The 17,750-nt window shown below is 69.7% G+C and carries 19 protein-coding genes, 1 tRNA gene and 1 riboswitch; of the genes, 14 read left to right on the forward strand and 6 right to left on the reverse strand.

Translation table 11 applies throughout. From position 1 onward, the window contains the following. Positions 1 to 76 precede the first annotated feature (76 nt). The 6 genes from REH65_RS10520 to REH65_RS10545 all read left to right on the forward strand — a co-directional run bounded on the left by REH65_RS10520 (position 77) and on the right by REH65_RS10545 (position 3,291). Positions 77 to 274, forward strand: a complete 198-nt coding sequence (locus tag REH65_RS10520; protein ID WP_406692282.1) for a hypothetical protein — start codon at positions 77 to 79, stop codon at positions 272 to 274. After that, a complete protein-coding gene (locus REH65_RS10525; RefSeq protein ID WP_406692283.1) occupies positions 271 to 693 on the forward strand; it encodes a methyltransferase domain-containing protein in 423 nt (140 codons plus the stop codon). The genes REH65_RS10520 and REH65_RS10525 overlap by 4 nt, the downstream gene beginning before the upstream one ends. Beyond that, positions 653 to 1,147 carry a DUF1059 domain-containing protein gene (locus REH65_RS10530; protein WP_406692284.1) on the forward strand — a complete coding sequence of 165 codons (495 nt, stop codon included), beginning with the start codon at positions 653 to 655 and terminating at the stop codon, positions 1,145 to 1,147. The genes REH65_RS10525 and REH65_RS10530 overlap by 41 nt, the downstream gene beginning before the upstream one ends. A 158-nt stretch (positions 1,148 to 1,305) precedes the next feature. Further along, positions 1,306 to 1,929 (forward strand): LysE family translocator, encoded by a 624-nt coding sequence (locus tag REH65_RS10535; protein WP_406692285.1) that lies wholly within the window; start codon positions 1,306 to 1,308, stop codon positions 1,927 to 1,929. Positions 1,930 to 1,996: 67 nt separating this feature from the next. Next, on the forward strand, positions 1,997 to 2,806 hold the full coding sequence (locus REH65_RS10540) for an SAM-dependent methyltransferase (RefSeq protein WP_406692286.1): 810 nt from the start codon (positions 1,997 to 1,999) through the stop codon (positions 2,804 to 2,806). Between the two features lie 71 nt (positions 2,807 to 2,877). After that, the gene (locus REH65_RS10545; RefSeq protein WP_406692287.1) at positions 2,878 to 3,291 is read left to right on the forward strand and encodes a DUF3592 domain-containing protein; all 414 of its coding nucleotides are present in this window, start codon (positions 2,878 to 2,880) and stop codon (positions 3,289 to 3,291) included. A 634-nt stretch (positions 3,292 to 3,925) separates the two neighbouring features. On the opposite strand, the gene REH65_RS10550 is transcribed toward REH65_RS10545, so the two are convergent. The 3 genes from REH65_RS10550 to REH65_RS10560 form a co-directional block, all read right to left on the reverse strand. Continuing rightward, positions 3,926 to 3,997: transfer RNA gene (locus REH65_RS10550), tRNA-Val, on the reverse strand. 100 nt (positions 3,998 to 4,097) lie between these two features. Then, positions 4,098 to 4,562: a peroxiredoxin gene (locus REH65_RS10555; RefSeq protein ID WP_281457926.1), complete on the reverse strand. Its 465-nt coding sequence runs from the start codon at positions 4,560 to 4,562 to the stop codon at positions 4,098 to 4,100. A gap of 124 nt (positions 4,563 to 4,686) precedes the next feature. Continuing rightward, a complete protein-coding gene (locus REH65_RS10560) occupies positions 4,687 to 5,121 on the reverse strand; it encodes a DUF3052 domain-containing protein (RefSeq protein WP_093420851.1) in 435 nt (144 codons plus the stop codon). A gap of 300 nt (positions 5,122 to 5,421) precedes the next feature. Between REH65_RS10560 and aceE the strand changes: the two genes are divergently transcribed. Continuing rightward, a complete protein-coding gene (gene aceE / locus REH65_RS10565) occupies positions 5,422 to 8,196 on the forward strand; it encodes a pyruvate dehydrogenase (acetyl-transferring), homodimeric type (protein WP_406692288.1) in 2,775 nt (924 codons plus the stop codon). Between the two features lie 243 nt (positions 8,197 to 8,439). After that, a complete protein-coding gene (locus tag REH65_RS10570) occupies positions 8,440 to 9,495 on the forward strand; it encodes an isocitrate/isopropylmalate dehydrogenase family protein (RefSeq protein ID WP_406692289.1) in 1,056 nt (351 codons plus the stop codon). Positions 9,496 to 9,594: 99 nt separating this feature from the next. Here REH65_RS10570 and REH65_RS10575 read toward each other — a convergent pair whose 3' ends face one another. Further along, positions 9,595 to 10,239, reverse strand: a complete 645-nt coding sequence (locus REH65_RS10575; protein ID WP_406692290.1) for a nicotinamide riboside transporter PnuC — start codon at positions 10,237 to 10,239, stop codon at positions 9,595 to 9,597. 99 nt (positions 10,240 to 10,338) lie between these two features. Then, a riboswitch (FMN riboswitch) is annotated at positions 10,339 to 10,467 on the reverse strand. Between the two features lie 161 nt (positions 10,468 to 10,628). On the opposite strand from REH65_RS10575, the gene REH65_RS10580 reads away from it, so the two are divergent. Then, positions 10,629 to 10,856 carry a DUF3263 domain-containing protein gene (locus tag REH65_RS10580; RefSeq protein WP_281457930.1) on the forward strand — a complete coding sequence of 76 codons (228 nt, stop codon included), beginning with the start codon at positions 10,629 to 10,631 and terminating at the stop codon, positions 10,854 to 10,856. A 47-nt stretch (positions 10,857 to 10,903) separates the two neighbouring features. On the opposite strand, the gene REH65_RS10585 is transcribed toward REH65_RS10580, so the two are convergent. Both REH65_RS10585 and REH65_RS10590 read right to left on the reverse strand, forming a co-directional pair. Next, positions 10,904 to 11,779: an N-acetylmuramoyl-L-alanine amidase gene (locus REH65_RS10585; protein ID WP_406692291.1), complete on the reverse strand. Its 876-nt coding sequence runs from the start codon at positions 11,777 to 11,779 to the stop codon at positions 10,904 to 10,906. 125 nt (positions 11,780 to 11,904) lie between these two features. Continuing rightward, a complete protein-coding gene (locus REH65_RS10590) occupies positions 11,905 to 12,642 on the reverse strand; it encodes a mechanosensitive ion channel family protein (RefSeq protein WP_281457932.1) in 738 nt (245 codons plus the stop codon). A gap of 240 nt (positions 12,643 to 12,882) precedes the next feature. On the opposite strand from REH65_RS10590, the gene REH65_RS10595 reads away from it, so the two are divergent. The 5 genes from REH65_RS10595 to REH65_RS10615 all read left to right on the forward strand — a co-directional run bounded on the left by REH65_RS10595 (position 12,883) and on the right by REH65_RS10615 (position 17,719). After that, positions 12,883 to 14,097, forward strand: coding sequence for a helix-turn-helix domain-containing protein (locus REH65_RS10595; RefSeq protein WP_281457933.1), 1,215 nt, complete (start codon positions 12,883 to 12,885; stop codon positions 14,095 to 14,097). Between the two features lie 169 nt (positions 14,098 to 14,266). Continuing rightward, positions 14,267 to 15,187 (forward strand): ACP S-malonyltransferase, encoded by a 921-nt coding sequence (locus REH65_RS10600; protein ID WP_406692292.1) that lies wholly within the window; start codon positions 14,267 to 14,269, stop codon positions 15,185 to 15,187. Continuing rightward, positions 15,184 to 16,164 (forward strand): beta-ketoacyl-ACP synthase III, encoded by a 981-nt coding sequence (locus REH65_RS10605; protein WP_281457935.1) that lies wholly within the window; start codon positions 15,184 to 15,186, stop codon positions 16,162 to 16,164. The genes REH65_RS10600 and REH65_RS10605 overlap by 4 nt, the downstream gene beginning before the upstream one ends. A gap of 74 nt (positions 16,165 to 16,238) precedes the next feature. Next, positions 16,239 to 16,478 carry an acyl carrier protein gene (locus REH65_RS10610; protein WP_281457936.1) on the forward strand — a complete coding sequence of 80 codons (240 nt, stop codon included), beginning with the start codon at positions 16,239 to 16,241 and terminating at the stop codon, positions 16,476 to 16,478. Next, positions 16,475 to 17,719: a beta-ketoacyl-[acyl-carrier-protein] synthase family protein gene (locus REH65_RS10615; RefSeq protein WP_406692293.1), complete on the forward strand. Its 1,245-nt coding sequence runs from the start codon at positions 16,475 to 16,477 to the stop codon at positions 17,717 to 17,719. Before REH65_RS10610 ends, REH65_RS10615 begins: the two co-directional genes overlap by 4 nt. Positions 17,720 to 17,750: the final 31 nt, after the last annotated feature.

A 17,750-nucleotide genomic window follows, 5' to 3' on the forward strand; every position in this document is an offset into this window, starting at 1 on the left:
TGCGCGTCGCTCGTGACTGGACCGAACCGGACCAAAGCCTCTGGTCATCTCGCTCGGTTCCGGCGAGGGTTCGGGTATGACAGAACTCCGGGCGCTTGCTTCGCCGGGTGACGACGGCGTGCGCACGACGTTGGGGCCGCTGGCGCGGTTCCGCGTGCAGGCCGCGCGGCGCGCCTCCGGGCGGGTGCTCGACATCGGTGCGCGTCGGCTCTCCGACCTGCCGACTACCAGTACCTCGGCCACCTGGCCCTGGTCGAATTCCCCTCCGAGGTGAGCGAATCGGATCTCCCGCTGCGCGCGGAGAAGATCGACGCGGACGCTGAGCACCTCCCGTTCCCGGACCGGTCGTTCGACGCCGTGGTGTGCCGGTTCGCCCTGTCCCGCGCGGCGAATCCGGCCCTCGCGGCACGGGAGATCGCCCGGGTGCTGCGGTGGAAGGGGCATCTGCTGTTCCTCGAGGCCGCAGGTGACGCGAGGCGCGTCGACCCGGTGACCCACCTGCGGATCAGCGGGCTCGTCACGCACGACATCGAGCGGACCAGGACTCGCGCGCACCCCCGTTGGCTGGTGCAGGGGATCGCGACGCATCCGTCCGCGCAGTACGAGCGCGAGATCGCCTGGCTGCTCGGAACAGCACGAGGAGGCAATCACGATGACGAGGAAAGTAGCGGACTGCCGCAAGGCTCCCAGTGACATCAACTGCTCGCTCACCATCAGCGGCGAGGAGCACGAGGTGATCCGGGCGGCCGTCGAGCACGCGGTCTCCGCACACGGCCACGAGGACACCCCTGAGCTGCGCGAACAGCTCCGCGGCATGCTCGAGAACGAGGTGCGACCGGAGTCGGACGGGATGCGGTTCGTCCAGCTCATCGAGTTCAAGACCCACCGGAAGGACGAGATCAACCAGCTCATGGACGAGTGGGAGGACCGGACCGGCGGCAAGCGGACGGCGACCCGCGCGGTGCTCACCCAGGACCACGAGCAGCCGGACACCTACTTCGAGTTCGTGGAGTTCCCGTCCTACGACGAGGCGATCCACAACTCGAACCTGCCCGAGACCGACGAGCTCTCGCACCGCATGCGCGACCTCTGCGACGGCGAACCCACGTTCCACAACCTCGACGTGGTCCGCGCCGAAGCGCTCTGACGCGCCCGTTCGGGGGGGTGGGGGAAGTTTTCATGAAAACTTCCCCCACTCCCCCCCGAACGTGAGCCGCGGAACAGTGCGCAGCCACCGGGTTCCGATGCCGCACCGCGTCGTGGAGCATGGGGCGGCCACGCGGGATCGGTGTCGAGGGGGCTTGGGTGTCAGCGCAGTTGGTGGCGTTCGTCGGGGCGTGCTTGGCCGTCATCATCGTTCCCGGCCCCGATCTGGCGTTGTTGCTGCGCAACGCGGCTGTTGCCGGCCGCCCGGGGGCTGCCGCCACGGCCGGCGGGATCATGACGGGCAACACGATCCTCGCCACGGCCGCGGTCGCGGGCCTGACGGCGCTGCTGGAGGCGTCCGGACCGCTCTACAACGCGATCCGCCTCGCGGGCGCGGCTTACCTGATCTACCTGGGCGTTCGCGCCCTGATCAGCCTCACCCGCCGGAGCGAGAAGCCCGAGACGGCGGTCGCGGCCCCGAGCCTGGCGAGCGCGCAGGCGTTCCGGCAGGGCCTGCTCAGCAACCTGCTCAACCCGAAGGTCGCCGCGTTCTACCTGGCCCTGTTCCCGCAGTTCGCGCTCCCCGGCATGCCGACCCTGGCGCAGCACACGCTGCTCGCGGGGCTGTTCTGCCTGCTCTCGCTGGCCTGGTACGTGCTGCTGATCGCGGTGCTCGGCCGGGTGCAGACGTGGCTGCAGCGCCGGAAGATCCAGCGCACCATCACCGGCGCCTCCGCTGCCGCGCTCATCACGCTCGGCGCGGGCCTCGCCGTCCAGAACTGACCGTTGACACCACCGTGATCGACACGATCAGCTGATCGGAGGAAGGCACCGAAGGAAAGGCCGGAACGTGAGCGAGACGCCCAGCTGGGACGCGAACGACCTCGATGTCGAGACGCCGAACGCGGCCCGCATGTACGACTACTACCTCGGCGGTTCGCACAACTTCGCCTCCGATCGCGAGGCCGCGGCCCGGGCGGTGCAGGTGACCCCCACGATGATCCCGGGCGCCCGCGCGAACCGGGCGTTCCTGCAACGCGCGGTCCGGTTCTGCCTCGACGCCGGCATCAGGCAGTTCCTCGACCTGGGATCGGGCATTCCCACGGTCGGCCACGTCCACGAGATCGCGCACGCGATCGACCCGTCGACGAGGGTCGCCTACGTCGACATCGAGCCGATCGCGGTCGCGCACACCAGGCGCATGCTGTCGGACACCTCCGCGGTCACCGTCACCCAAGCCGACCTCCAAGATCCGCAGGAAGTCCTGAAGTCCCCCGGCGTCGCCGACCTGCTGGACTTCAGCGAGCCCGTGGCGGTGCTGGCGGTCGCGGTGCTGCACTTCGTCCCGGACTCCAAGAACCCGGCAGGCATGCTCGACGCCTACTGCGATGCGGTCGCCCCGGGCAGCTTCCTGGCGGTCTCGCACATCACCGACCACTACGACACCCCGGAGCGCGTCGCCGAGATCGACCGCCTGTACTCCAGCACCACGAACGCAGCCCGGCACCGCACCTTCGAGGACTTCACCAGGCTCATCGGCGATCGAGAGCTCGTCGACCCGGGCGCGGTGTACGCCACCGACTGGCGCCCCGACCCGGGCACGGTACCGGCCGAAGGCGCCCGAACCGCCTTCTGGGCTGCCCTGGCCCACATCTCGTAGAACCGCGCTGATCGGGTCCGCCGTCCGGCTAAGGTGACCGGCGACAACGGCCTTTCGAGATCGGAATCGGCATGAGCAGCGGCGACGCGTGGTTCTTCATCGGGCTGGGCCTGGTCCTCGCCGCTCACTTCCCGTTCGTCCTGATCATGCTGGTGCGCACCCGCGCCCGACGCCGCACCTGGACCCGCGTCACCGGCACCGTCACGTCGGTGCGGACGAAGCGGCGCAACGACGGCGAAACCCGGACGACCGTCCACTACCGCTACACCGACGCGACGGGACAGCAGCGCAGCGGCGCCGACACGCCCTGGTTCCGCGCGCCTGGCCGCAAGAGCGACATCGCGGTCGTGTACGACCCCGACGACCCCGGCCGCAGCGAAGCCGCCTCGACGACCTGGCTGAACGTCCTGTTCCCGATCACCCTCGTGCTCCTGGCCCTCGGCGTGTGGTCCCTCGTGGCAGGCATCCAGTCGCTCACGCGGTGAGGCTGTGGACGTTCAACGGCCGCTGCTGCTGAAGGTGGTGGAAATTGACAATTCGAAATGCGCTTCGAACCGAAATGCGCAATCGTTTTCCGCTCACTCATCGTTGACGCCACCTCCGGAGGGGAGCACGCTCAAAGGTGCTTGCCCCGTTCCAGGAGACGAGCGGTGAATGATTTCGCACGAGGAAGTGCAGAATGACTAGGAAGCGAATTGCCGCAGGATTCTGTGCTGCGGCGGCGGCACTAGGGATGATCCTGGTCCCCGCGGGTGTCGCCTCCGCGAAAATCACGGAAGAGCCCGTTTCGTGCGTGAACAACGGCGGGCACCAACCCGGTGGACAGCAGCCCAGCTGCACCGGAAGCGGCCTGACCCAGAACAGCGAGAACCAGAACCCCGCCGGTCACGCACCACCTGGACAGAACTGACCGGCAGATCACCCACGACCAACAGCACCACGCCCAGGTGACCGCACGTGGTCGCTCGGCGAATTCTCGCCGAGCGACCACGTGCGCTCTTTGCATGACAGCGTGACCAGCAGTCACCACTAAGAACCGACGGGATCGAACCGGAGTCGCACATTCCGACAGCGGGAGAGAAACGCGGACGGCGTTCCGGTTGAGCTGGAATTCAGGAGTGGGCGCAGTTGGGTTCGAACCAACGACCCCTTGCTTGTAAGGCAAGTGCTCTTCCGCTGAGCTATGCGCCCCTGGGGTGATCGATCGGCGCTTGCCGGGCGAACACCCCGGTAAGGATACCGGGGTGTTGTGCCCGTGTTCGGGCCGGTCGACCACCTGTTCCGGGAGGACTCAGGCGGTGAGTTCCGCCAGGGCCTTCTTCCAGACGTTCTGGTCGCGGGCCTCGCCGGGCTGGTTGACCTCGGCGAAGCGGACCTTGCCCTCGGTGTCGATGAGGAAGGTACCGCGGTTGGCCATGCCGGCGGCGTCGTTGAACACGCCGTAGGCCTTGGCGGTCTCACCGTGCGGCCAGAAGTCCGACAGCAGCGGGAAGGTGTAGCCCTGCTGCTCGGCCCACGCCTTGAGCGAGAACGGGGTGTCCACCGAGACGCCGATGACCTGAACCTGGTCGTTCTCGAAGTCGCTCAGGTCATCGCGGACCTGGCAGAGCTCGCCCTGGCAGACGCCGCTGAACGCGAACGGGTAGAACACCAGCAGGACGTTCTTCTTGCCCCGGAAATCGGCCAGCGAGACCTTTTCCTTGTTGTAGTCGGGCAGCGTGAAGTCCGGCGCCTGCGCACCGACCTCAACAGTCATGAGAGCACCCTCCAGTTCGACATGACCTTGTCCCGGCCGAACCTACACGGCGCGAGGGAAGTGGGGCCACGAACGTGGGCACCGATGGCGACATCGGTGCCCACGGTTCCAAGCACGAATCGACTCAGCGACGGGCCTTGGCCCGGCGGTACGCCAGCCGGGTGCCCATCCAGCCTTCGCTGACGCTGGCGTTCGCGGTCTGCGCCAGGTTCGCCGTTGAGGCGGCCTCGGCGATGTCGGCCGGTTCGACGTACCCGTCGCGGCCGGTCTTGGGGGTCATCACCCAGATGACCCCGTCATCGGACAGGGGCGTCATCACATCGAGAAGCGTGTCCGTGAGGTCGCCATCGTCTTCGCGCCACCACAGCAACACGACATCGACCACTTCGTCGGCATCTTCATCGAGGAGATCGCTCCCGCAACGCTCCTCGATCGAGGCCCGGACGTCGTCATCGACGTCCTCGTCCCAGCCGATTTCCTGGACAACCATCTCCGGCTCGATGTCGAGCCTCTCGGCGACGTCGGCTTCGCCTTTACCGGCGTCTCCCGCGGCGACCACGGTTTGCTCACTCCTCCAATGCACCGGTGCGATGACCCCTGGCCCCGCACGTCTTCCAAACCTGGCCGATAGCGAACACTGCGGACCGCCACCGGCGCAACTGCTAGGCGCACGACACGCCGTAGCAACGCGTTGATGTCCGACTCTAGACCGGCTTCGCCCGCACCAACAGCCTGCGGTGCGTCGTCGTCGATTTCGGATGCGCCCATCGGGCCCGCACATGGGGGAACATGGGGGGTGTCGGATGTCACGTCCGGCGCCACACCCTGCCACGAATCCCGACGTAGTCGAGGAGTTCCCTTGTCCGCGCTCAACAACGACGCCACTCACGACGCCGTCCCCGCCCAGCGGGTCCGGGTCATCCGGGACGGCCTGGCCTCCCACCTGCCCGACATCGATCCGCAGGAGACCGACGAGTGGCTGCAGTCCTTCGATTCGGTGCTGTCGGCCAACGGGCAGCAGCGCGCCCGCTACCTGATGCTGCGGCTGCTGCAGCGCGCCCGCGAGAGCGGCGTCGGAGTCCCCTCGCTGACCAGCACGGACTACGTCAACACCATCCCCACCGAGCAGGAGCCGTGGTTCCCCGGCGACGAGGAGACCGAACGCCGCTACCGGGCGTGGATGCGCTGGAACGCGGCCATGATGGTGCACCGCGCGCAGCGGCCGGGCATCGGCGTCGGCGGGCACATCTCCTCGTTCGCGTCGTCGGCGAGCCTCTACGAGGTGGGTTTCAACTGGTTCTTCCGCGGCAAGGACCACCCCGGCGGCGGTGACCACCTCTACATCCAGGGCCACGCCTCCCCCGGCATCTACGCGCGGGCGTTCCTGGAGGGCAGGCTCGGCGAGCACCAGCTCGACGGGTTCCGCCAGGAGCACTCGCACGCCGGAGCCGGCGGCGGACTGCCGTCCTACCCGCACCCCCGGCTGATGCCGGACTTCTGGGAGTTCCCGACGGTGTCGATGGGCCTGGGCCCGATGAACGCGATCTTCCAGGCCCGGTTCAACCGCTACCTGCACGACCGGGGCATCTCCGACACCTCGCAGCAGCGGGTGTGGGCGTTCCTCGGCGACGGCGAGATGAACGAACCCGAGTCGCGCGGCCTGCTGCACGTAGCCGCCAACGAAGGTCTGGACAACCTGACGTTCGTGGTCAACTGCAACCTGCAGCAGCTCGACGGACCGGTCCGCGGCAACGGCAAGATCGTCCAGGAGCTGGAGGCGTTCTTCCGCGGCGCGGGCTGGAACGTGATCAAGGTCGTGTGGGGTCGCGAATGGGACAACCTGCTGCACGCCGACCGCGACGGGGCCCTGGTCAACCTGATGAACACCACCCCCGACGGCGACTACCAGACCTACAAGGCCAACGACGGCGCGTTCGTGCGCGAGCACTTCTTCGGCCGCGACCCGCGCACCAAGGAGATGGTCAAGCACCTCAGCGACGCCGAGATCTGGGGCCTGCGCCGGGGCGGGCACGACTACCGGAAGGTCTACGCGGCCTACAAGGCGGCCACCGAGCACCACGGGCAGCCGACGGTCATCCTCGCCAAGACGATCAAGGGCTACGGCCTCGGCCCGCACTTCGAGGGCCGCAACGCCACCCACCAGATGAAGAAGCTGACGCTCGACGACCTGAAGCTGTTCCGCGACAGCCTCCGGATCCCGATCTCCGACGAGCAGCTCGACCCCTACGAGCCGCCCTACTACCACCCCGGGCAGGACTCGCCGGAGATCCAGTACCTGCAGGAACGCCGTCGTCAGCTCGGCGGGTACCTGCCGGAGCGCCGCGCCAGGCCCAAGCCGCTGGTGCTGCCCGGCGACAAGGTCTACGAGGTGATCCGCAAGGGCTCCGGCAAGCAGGAGGTCGCCACCACGATGGCGTTCGTCCGGCTGCTCAAGGACCTCGCCAAGGACAGCGAGATCGGCGGCCGGATCGTGCCGATCATCCCGGACGAGGCGCGGACCTTCGGCATGGACTCGATGTTCCCGTCGCAGAAGATCTACAACCCGCACGGCCAGCTCTACACGCCGGTGGACTACCAGCTGATGCTGGCCTACCGGGAGAGCGAGTCCGGGCAGATCATGCACGAGGGCATCAACGAGGCCGGCTCCACCGCGTCGTTCACCGCCGCGGGCACCAGCTACGCCACGCACGGCGAGCCGATGATCCCGGTCTACATCTTCTACTCGATGTTCGGCTTCCAGCGCACCGGCGACGGGTTCTGGGCGGCCGCCGACCAGATGGCGCGCGGGTTCGTGCTGGGCGCCACGGCGGGGCGCACGACGCTGACCGGTGAGGGCCTGCAGCACGCCGACGGGCACTCGCAGCTCATCGCGGCCACGAACCCGGCGGTGGTGGCATACGACCCGGCGTGGGCGTTCGAGGTGGCGCACATCGTCAAGGACGGGCTGCGGCGGATGTTCGCCGAGAACGCCGAGAACGTCTTCTACTACCTGACCGTCTACAACGAGCCCTACCAGCAGCCGGCCGAGCCCGAAGGGCTCGACGTGGACGGGCTGCTGCGCGGGCTCTACCGGTACCAGGCCGCGCCCGCCGGGTCCGGTCCGCGCGCCCAGCTGATGGGCTCGGGCGTCCTGCTGCCGGAGGTGATCAAGGCCGCTCGGCTGCTCGGCGAGGACTGGGGCGTGCGGGCCGACGTGTGGTCGGCGACGTCGTGGGCGCAGCTGCGCCGCGACGCCGAGCAGGCCGACCGGCACAACCTGCTCAACCCCGGCGCCGAACCGCAGGTTCCCTACGTGACCCGCGCGTTGTCGCAGGCCGAGGGCCCGGTCGTGGCGGTCAGCGACTGGATGCGGGCCGTCCCGGACCTGATCCGGCCGTGGGTGCCGGGCGAGATGGTCAGCCTCGGCGCGGACGGCTTCGGCTTCTCCGACACCCGCCCCGCGGCGCGACGGGTGTTCCTCGTCGACGCCGAGTCGACGGTGGTCGCGACGCTGGCGGCCCTGGCCCGCAGCGGCCGGATCGACCAGGCCACGGTCGTCGAGGCCGCCCGCAAGTACCGCATCGACGACGTCCAGGCAGCAGGCCCGCAGACCTCCGACCCCGGCGTCTCCTGACCCGAACGATCACCCCGAAGGTCCCGGTCACCCCGCCCCCGCGGCGGAGGTCACCGGGGCCTTCGTCGTCCCGCGGGCACCCGGGTTTTCGGATTTCAATGGAAGTCGGAGGTCCGATTTCCGTTGAAATCGTGAACCACCTGGTCCGGGTGCGGTTCGGTGGTGCGAGGGGGACGTGCCCCGGGCTGTGAAACCGGTTTCGGGGTGGAGTTCGCGGGACGTCGGGTGTGGTGGGGTGGGGGTGTGCGTATCGCGTGTGTCGACGGGGACGGGATCGGGCCCGAGCTGATGGCCAGCGCTCGGGAGGTGCTGGCGGCTGCTGCGGCCCTGGACGAGCTGGACGTCGAGTTCGGGTTCGAGGCCGGTGGCGCCCGGACCTACCTGGAAACCGGGGAGCCGCTGGTGGCCGGGGCTTTGGAGCGGTTCCGGGGTGAGTACGACGCCGTGTTGAAGGGGCCCGTCGGGTTGCCCGAGGTGCGCAAGCCCGATGGGACCGAGGCCGGGGTGCTCGGCGGGGTGCTGCGCAACGGGCTCGACACCTACGCCAACGTGCGACCGGTGCGGCTGCTGCCCGGGATCCGCGCGGACGTCGACCGGATCGACTACGTGATCGTGCGGGAGAACACCGAGGGCCTCTACCTCTCGCGCGGCAGCGGGGTGCGCAACGAGCGGGCCGCCAGCGACCAGCTGCTCATGACCCGCGTCGGCGTCGAGCGGATCGTGCGGTTCGCCTTCGAGACCGCGCGGGCGCGTTCCGGCGCGCCGAAGGACGGCGTGAGCCGGGTGACCTGCGTGGACAAGAGCAACGTGCTGCGCAGCTTCGCGTTCTTCCGGGACATCTTCGACGAGATCGCCGCCGACCACCCCGACGTCGAGGCCGACCACCGCTACACCGACGCCGCCGCGCACGACCTGGTCGCCGACCCCGGCCACTTCGACGTGCTGGTCACCGAGAACTTCGTCGGCGACATGCTCAGCGACCTCGGCGCGGCGACCGCGGGCGGACTCGGGACGTGCCCGTCGGGCAACATCGGCGACGACGCCGCCTACTTCGAACCCGTGCACGGCAGCGCCCCGTCGATCGCCGGGCAGGACAAGGCCAACCCGACGTCGCAGCTGCTCACCGCCGCGATGCTGCTCGACCACGTGGGCGCCACCGGCACCGCCCGCCGCATCACCGCCGCGGTCGAGTCCGCCTACGCCGACGGCGCCGTCCGCCTCAACCCCGACGGCACCCCCACCTGCGGCACCCGAGGAGTGACCGAAGCAGTCCTCACCCGTCTTCGACGTGGGGTTTGACCGCAGAACGCACATGGCCCCGGCGGCGTCGCACCCGAGCGGGTGGAGAGGCCACCGGGGCCTGCACCAGCACCGCAGCAACGAGAACGCCTGACCTGATCAACCGTCTGCGACGGTGGTGAGGGTGCGTTGAGCTCGGGCTGCGCGGGTCCAGGTCCACCAGCCGTGGACGACCAGGGCGGCGAAGACGATGTAGATGGCGGCGCTGAAGTGCAGGCCGGAGGCGAGCTGCAGCGGGACGCCGACGGCGTCGACCGCCAGCCAGACCAGCCAGAACTCCACCAGACCGCGGCCCTGCGCCCAGAACGCGACGCCCGTGCCGATGAAGATCCACGCGTCCGGCCACGGCGCCCACGAGGCGTCCAAGGCGCTCAGCAGCAGTGCGAACGCCGAGGTGCCCGCCGCCAGGAACGCGACCAGGACCAGTCGCTCGACGCCGGTGGCCTTGCGGATCGCGACGCCGTAAACCGGGTCGGTGCGGCGGTTCCACGCCCACCAGCCGTAGACCGAGATCAGCAGGATCACCACCTGCCGGACCGCGAGACCGCCGAGATGAGCCGAGGCGTAGACGGCGAACAGCAGCACGGTCGCGGCCACCTGCACCGGCCACGTCGCCACCCAGCGCCGCTGCGCCAGGAACACCACCGCGAGCGCGCACAGCTGGCCGACGAGTTCGGCCCAGGAGATCTTCTGGCCCAGCACGGTGATCCCGTTGCCGAGCAGCCATTCCGCCACCGCTTGCACGCCCGCTCCTCCCGCCGGGTGCGCCGGGGTGTGCGCGGGCGACCGCGAGAGCCGCGGAAAACGGCTCGACCAGCCCGGATTCGCGCGTCGCGGTGGCCCGTGCGCGCCTCTCATCCGGACTATGACCGTCGGTCCCGGAATTCCACCGGATCGGCCGGCACCCGCGGAGGTGCCGGTTCGCGGACTTTCACCGCCGGTTCGGAGTTCCACCGACCCCGGAGCGCACGAGTTCGTACTGCACTGCGCAACATCCTGCTCCGGTGGATCTGTTCCGCGGGCCCCACGTGGGTCGGATCACAACACGCCGACACCACCGATGGCCGATCGAACACGCGTACCCCGATCGCCTAGACTTGATCGTCCGAAGCTGAACGAGGGGGGAACGCCGGATGAACGACACCGACCGCGCCATCCTCGCCTTCGAACTGGAGCACTGGCAGTACCAGGGCAACAAGGAACGCGTGATCCAGGAGCGCTTCGGGTTCTCTCCGAACCGCTACTACCAGCGCCTGAACCGGCTGCTCGACGAGCCCGAGGCGTTAGCCCAGCAACCGGCTCTGGTGAAGCGACTGCTCAACCGCCGCGACGAGCGCGCCCAGAAGCGCCGCGCGGTCTAGAACCGCTTCGGACTCACCTCGCTCGGCGGTGCGGGTAGCACCAGCCCCTAAGCACCGGGCGCCGGCTGGCGCTGCTGCTGGATGCGGACGAGCTCGGCCAGCAGCGGCGCGGCCTGATCGGCGGGCATCGCCTCGAACGCCGCCTTGATCGCCTCCGGCCCCTGCAACCCGTTCTGCGGAGCGGGCGGTGCCGCCTGCGGGTTCTGGTTGTCGGCGGCCATGTCGTTGACCAGGTCGACGAGCATCGCGACGATCGTGCGCGGGCCGACCGCGGTCTGCCATCCCTGGATCTGCCCCTCCGGTCCGCGCGGGCCGAGCAGCTCGTGCTCCAGGCGCCGCAGCATCGCGTCCTGTTCCGGGGTCATCTCGTCCTCCTGGTCCTTGGTCACGAGGTCGGCGCGGAAGCGGTCCATGTCGACGTGGCCCGGGTCGATCTTGCCGGTGACGCTGGTCTCCTTGTGCCCGCGCGCGGCTTCCAGCGGTCGGCCGAGATGGCGCAGCACCGCGACGGTCGCGGTCAGCGCCGCGCCGTACTGCTCGGGGCTCGGCCCCTGCTCGACGCCCTGGTAGTCCCACTCGAAACCGACGTAGAGGGTGTTGCCGTCACCGGCCGGGTTCGGGCCGGAGGCCTTGGCCTTGCCCGCGTGGTTGGCGCGGCCCGCGGCGATCACGTGCACCACCCCGTCGAAGCCGATCACCGCGTGGCACAGCGGTCCGGCGAGGTCCTCGCGCCCGTCGATGCACATCTGCACCGTGGGCGCCGGGTTCTCGTACGAGGCGTAGGTCGCGGTGTGGTGTTCGAGCACTCCGATCGCTGCGGGCTGCTGCCCCGAGGCGGTGCGTTCCTTCCAGCCGGGCGTCTCCACGACGGCCAGTCCGGCCGCGCGCAGGACGTCGGCGAGCCACACGAGCGGTAGCGCCACCGGTGATCACCCCCAAGCAGATCCCGAGATCCAATGATGTCCGGTTCCGGCGCGGCCCGGAACGGCCAGGAGAATGAAAAATCGGGACCCACCCGATGGGTGAGCCCCGATCTTCCGGACTTGCGTCAGAGGGTGCCGCTGTGCCCCTGCTGCCCCTGACCGGTGCCGGCCTGCTGCCCCTGACCGGCCTGCTGGCCGCCCTGCGCGGAGAACTGCGACTCGGCGTTGGCCAGCCAGCGACCCCAGCGCTGCTGCATCGGCTGGATGAGGCCGCCGCCGACGCCGACGATGATCACGCCCGCGGCCGAGGCCAGCACGGCGATGAGCACCGGGGTGGTCACGGTGACCGCGATCCCGATCTGGTTGAGCGCGGAGATGATGCCCAGCGCCAGGATGAATCCGAATGCGATCTTGCCCAGCAGCGGGCCGACCGGGCGGTTGCCCAGCGAGCTGCGGATCAGGTCGCCCACGGCGCGGCCGATGGCGGCGGCGACCAGCACCAGGACCACGGCGACGACGATGCGCGGCAGGAAGAGCACGACCTGGTCGATGAGGTCCTTGACCGCGTTCGGGCCGAACGCGCTCAACGCCAGCTGCAGGAAGATCAGCAGGATGAAGTAGTAGACCAGCTTGACCAGAATTTCGCCGACGTCGATTCCGGAACCGGACGTCATATCACCGAGTCCGGCCTTGGCGATCAGCTTGTTGAATCCCAGCTTCTTGAACGCCATCTGCACTGCCTTGGAGACCGCCTTGGCGATCAGCCATCCGACCAGCAGAAGGATCAGGAAGACGACCAGCTTCGGGACGAAGGTGGCCACGGCCGACCAGGCGGCGGCCAATCCTTGTTGGAGAGCTCCCATATTTCTTGCTCCTCGAAAAAACCAGAATCAGGGGCGAATTCGCGTCGGAGGAATGGTTCTCGATCACTCATCGGGCGGCAACTCCGACAGGCTTCACGTTTGGGCGTATTTAGTCATCAATTCGAGTGAATGCTTCAATTCTCCGATAACGCTGCGAATACGGATGTGCCGCGCGTGAGCCGTCTCGCTTCCCCGAGCGCCCCACGACCGCGCTGATCTCGGGCGTGCGATTCTGTCCGCATGAGTACCGAAGACGCTGGTGAGCGGGACACCGGTACGCAAGATCAGGTGTGCGCCGCGACGCTGCGGCGACTGGAGCGGGCCTCGGGCGGGCTCGCCGGGGCCAGCATCACCGCGATGGAGCAGCGACTCCCCTGGTTCCAACGGCTGCCCGCCGACCAGCGAGCGAGCGTGCAGCTGGTGACCCAGACCGGGGTCTCCAACTTCGTCGCCTGGATGCAGGACTCCAGCCAGTCCATCCGGCTGACCGCCGAGGCGTTCCGCAACGCGCCCCGCGACCTGTCCCGCTGGGTCAGCCTGCGGCAGACGCTGGAGCTGGTCCGCGTCGCCATCGACGTCTTCGAGCAGCAGCTCCCCGAGCTGGCCGAGAAGGAGCACGAGCGGTTCGTGCTGCTGGAGGCGATCCTGCGCTACACCCGCGAGATCGCCTTCGCGGCCGCCACCTCCTACGCCGCCGCGGCCGAGTCCCGCGGCGCGTGGGACGCCCGGCTGGAGGCGCTCGTCGTCGACGGCATCGTGCGCGGCGACGCCGAGGAGTCGCTGCTCTCGCGCGCCGCCGCGCTGGGCTGGGACCCCGCCTCGGAGGCCACCGTGCTGGTCGGCAACGCGCCCTCCGACGACCCGCCGACCGTCGTCTACCAGGTGCGCAGCAAGGCCGCCCGGATCGGCTGCCCGGTGCTGCTGGGCGTGCAGGGCTCGCGGCTGGTCGTCGTCTTCGGCGGCGCCGGCGACGAGCGCCACAACGACGAGATCGCCCTCGGCCTGACCGATGCCTTCGGCGAGGGCCCGGTGGTGGCCGGGCCGAGCATGCCGAGCCTGGCCGACGCGCACCGCTCCGCCGCCGACGCGATGTCGGCCCTGCGCTCGGTCGTGGCCTGGCCGACCGCCCCGCGCCCGGTGCCCTCCGCGGATCTGCTGCCGGAACGCGCGCTGGCCGGTGATCCGGAGGCCGAGCGGCAGCTGGTCGAGCGCATCGTGCTGCCGCTGGTCGACGCGGGCGGCGCGCTGATGGAGACCGTCGACACCTACCTGGAGGTCGGCGGCGTGCTGGAGAACTGCGCCCGCCAGCTCTACGTGCACCCCAACACCGTCCGCTACCGCCTCCGGCGCGTCGCCGAGCTGACCGGGCGCACGCCCTCCAACGCCCGCGACGCGCACGTGCTCCGGGTCGGGCTCGCCGTGGGCAGGCTGGCCAAGGCGCGCGGCCTGTGGTGACGGCCGTCTCTCCCCTCGCGGAGTCACCGACCGGACACGCCCGACAACAATTCCCCAGTTAAGAACCCCTGCTCAGGGCGGTGCTTGTAGACACTCCACAACATTGCGAGCCGGGTTTCGTCCCCGTCGGCATCACCCCGCCACCGCCACCAGGTGTTCAGTAGCAAGAGTGATCGCGCTTCTCGCTCCCGGACAGGGGTCCCAGGCCCCAGGGATGTTCAACCCGTGGTTGGAGCTCGACGACGTCGAGGACCGACTCGGCCGCTGGTCGGAGCTCACCGGCCTGGACCTGATCAGACTCGGCACCACCGCGGAGGCCGACGAGATCAAGGACACCTCGGTGACCCAGCCGCTGGTCGTCGCGCTGTCGCTGATCGCGGCCGAGGAGCTGCGCCGCCGCTTCGACGTCCCCGCCGACACCCCGGTCGCCGGTCATTCGGTGGGCGAGCTCGCCGCGGCCGCCGTCGCCGGTGCGCTCTCCCCCGACGACGCCGTGGCGCTGGCCGCGGTGCGCGGCCGCGAGATGGCGGCGGCCTGCGCGCTGGAGCCCACCGGGATGGCGGCGGTGCTCGGCGGCGACGAGCAGACCGTTCTGGAGACCCTGGAGCGCCTCGGTCTCGACCCGGCCAACCGCAACGGCGCCGGTCAGATCGTCGCGGCGGGCAAGAACGGCGCGCTGGAGCAGCTGGCCGCCGAGCCGCCGGAAGGTGCGCGCGTCCGCCCGCTGCCGGTCGCCGGGGCCTTCCACACCCGCTTCATGGCCCCGGCCCGGGACACCCTCGCCAAGCACGCGGAGGACGTCCAGGCCACCGACGCGGTGCTGCCGCTGCTGTCCAACGCCGACGGCGCGGTGGTCACCTCCGCCGGTGACATCCTCGATCGACTCGTCAGCCAGGTGACCAGCCCGGTGCGCTGGGACAGCTGCATGACCGCCCTGGGCGAGCGCGGCGTGGACGCCGTGGTCGAGTTCCCGCCCGCGGGTGCGCTGACCGGCATGGTGCGCCGCGCGCTCAAGGGCGTGCAGACGATCGCCCTCAAGACCCCTGCCGACCTGGACAAGGTCGCCGACCAGCTCGGGAGCGCCGCGTGAGCCTGCCCCGCATCGCATCGAAACCCGCCGTGGCGGGTACCAAGCTGCTGGGCTTCGGCAGCAGCCAGGGCAACCGGATCGTCACCAACCACGACCTGGCCAAGATCGTCGACACCAACGACGAGTGGATCCAGCAGCGGGTCGGGATCGTGCACCGCCGCCTCGGCGACGAGGACCAGACGGTGGTCAGCATGGCCGTCGAGGCGGGTGCGAAAGCCGTCGCCGACGCCGGGCTGGACCCGTCCGACGTGGACCAGGTGATCGTCGCGACCTGCACGATGCCGGGTGGCATCCCCAACGCCGCGGCCCAGGTCGCCGACCAGATCGGCATCAAGGCCAAGAGCGCCTACGACCTCAACGCCGCCTGCGCCGGGTTCGTCTACGCGACCGCGCAGGCCTCCGACGCGGTGCGCGCGGGGTCGGCGCGCAACGTGCTGGTCATCGGTTCCGAGCGGTTCCAGGAGTGGCTGGACTGGGAGGACCGCGCCAACTGCATCATCTTCGCCGACGGCGCGGGCGCCTGCGTGGTCGGCGCGGCCGAGGAGCCGCAGCTCGGGCCGGGCGTGCTGGGCAGCGCCGGTGATCTGGTGGACACCATCTACCTGCGCGACAACAAGTACATCTACCAGGAGGGCCAGTCGGTCTTCCGGTGGGCGACGACCCAGATCGCGCCGGTGGCCATCGAGGCCGTCGAGGCCGCGGGTCTGCAGCTCTCCGACATCGACGTCCTGGTCCCGCACCAGGCGAACCTGCGCATCGTCGAGGCCATCGGCAAGAAGCTGCAGAGCAAGGGTGCCCGCGACGACCTGGTCGTCGCGCGTGACATCGTCTACTCCGGCAACACGTCGTCGGCGTCGATCCCGCTGTCGATCGACCACATGCGGGCGGCCGGGGAGATCCCCAGCGGCGCCGTCATGCTCCTCGTGGGCTTCGGGGCCGGGCTGTCCTACGCCGCCCAGGTCGCCGTCTGCCCCTGATCACCACCAGTAAGCCACCGCCAGGCCGCAGGCCCGCCGGTAGGGACGTAAGAACCAGGAAGGGAACGAAACCAGTGTCGAACGAAGAAATCACCCAGGGTCTCGCCACCATCGTCGAGGAGGTCGCGGGCACCGACGCGGCCGACGTGACCACCGACAAGTCCTTCGTCGACGACCTGGACATCGACTCGCTGTCCATGGTGGAGATCGCCGTGCAGGCCGAGGACAAGTTCGGCGTCAAGATCCCGGACGACCAGCTGGCCAACCTCAAGACCGTCGGCGATGCGGTCGACTACATCGTCAACAACAAATGACCCGCGAAGTCGTCATCACCGGGTTGGGCGCGACGACACCGCTCGGCGGTGACGTGGCGTCCACTTGGGACGGGATCCTCAACGGTGCCAGCGGTATCCGCCGCATGGAAGCCGAATGGCTCGACACCTACGAGCTTCCCGCCAAGATCGGCGCCCCGCTGGCGGTCGACCCGAGCGAGGTGCTGCCGCGCGTGCAGCTGCGCCGGATGGACCGCTGCGAGGCCATCGCGGTCATCGCGGCTCGCGAGGCGTGGGCGGATGCCGGCTTCGAGATGCCCACGGACGAGACCGAACCGGTCGACCCGGATCGGCTCGGCGTGGCGCTGGGCACCGGCATCGGTGGCCCGCTCACCCTGCTGCAGCAGGACGACCTGCTGGAAGCCGGTGGCCTGCGCAAGGTTTCGCCGCTGACCGTGCCGATGCTGATGCCCAACGGGCCCGCGGCAATGGTCAGCCTGGAGCTGCGCGCCCGCGCCGGGGTGCACTCGCCGGCCTCGGCGTGCGCGTCCGGTGCGGAGGGCCTGGCCAAGGCAGCCGAGATGATCCAGTACGGGCACGCCGACGTGGTGGTGGCCGGTGGTGCGGAGTCCTGCATCCACCCCGTCACCATCGCCGGTTTCGCCCAGGCCAGGACCCTGAGCACCCGCAACGACGAGCCGGAGCGCGCCTCCCGCCCGTTCGACGCGGACCGCGACGGGTTCGTGATGGGCGAGGGCGCCGGTGTGGTGATCCTGGAGAGCGCCGAGCACGCCAAGGCGCGCGGTGCGCGGATCTACGGCCGGCTGGCCGGGTTCGGCATCACCTCGGACGCCTACCACATCACCGGCAGCCACCCGGACGGTCTGGGTCAGGTCGCGGCCATGCGCAAGGCGCTGGCGGCCGCCGAGCTGCAGCCGTCCGACATCGGGCACGTCAACGCGCACGCCACCTCGACCGTGGTCGGTGACGTGGGCGAGGCGAACTCGGTGCGCAAGGCCATCGGGGACGGCGCGGTCGTGACCGCGCCGAAGGGTTCGCTCGGGCACCTGGTCGGCGGGGCCGGGGCGGTCGAGAGCATCGTCACGATCCTCTCGCTGCACCACGGCGTCATCCCGGCGACGCAGAACCTGGAGAACCTCGACCCCAAGGTGGAGCTGGACGTGGTGGCCGACAAGCCGCGTCACGTCGAGCAGACCGCCGCCATCAACAACGCCTTCGGCTTCGGCGGCCACAACGTGGCCCTCGCCTTCGCCAAGGCATGACACCGATCGCGGGGGCGGGCGCGTTCCCGTC

Source organism: Saccharopolyspora sp. ID03-671, from assembly GCF_045278815.1.
In the GTDB taxonomy this organism is placed as follows: Bacteria; Actinomycetota; Actinomycetes; order Mycobacteriales; family Pseudonocardiaceae; genus Saccharopolyspora; species Saccharopolyspora ipomoeae.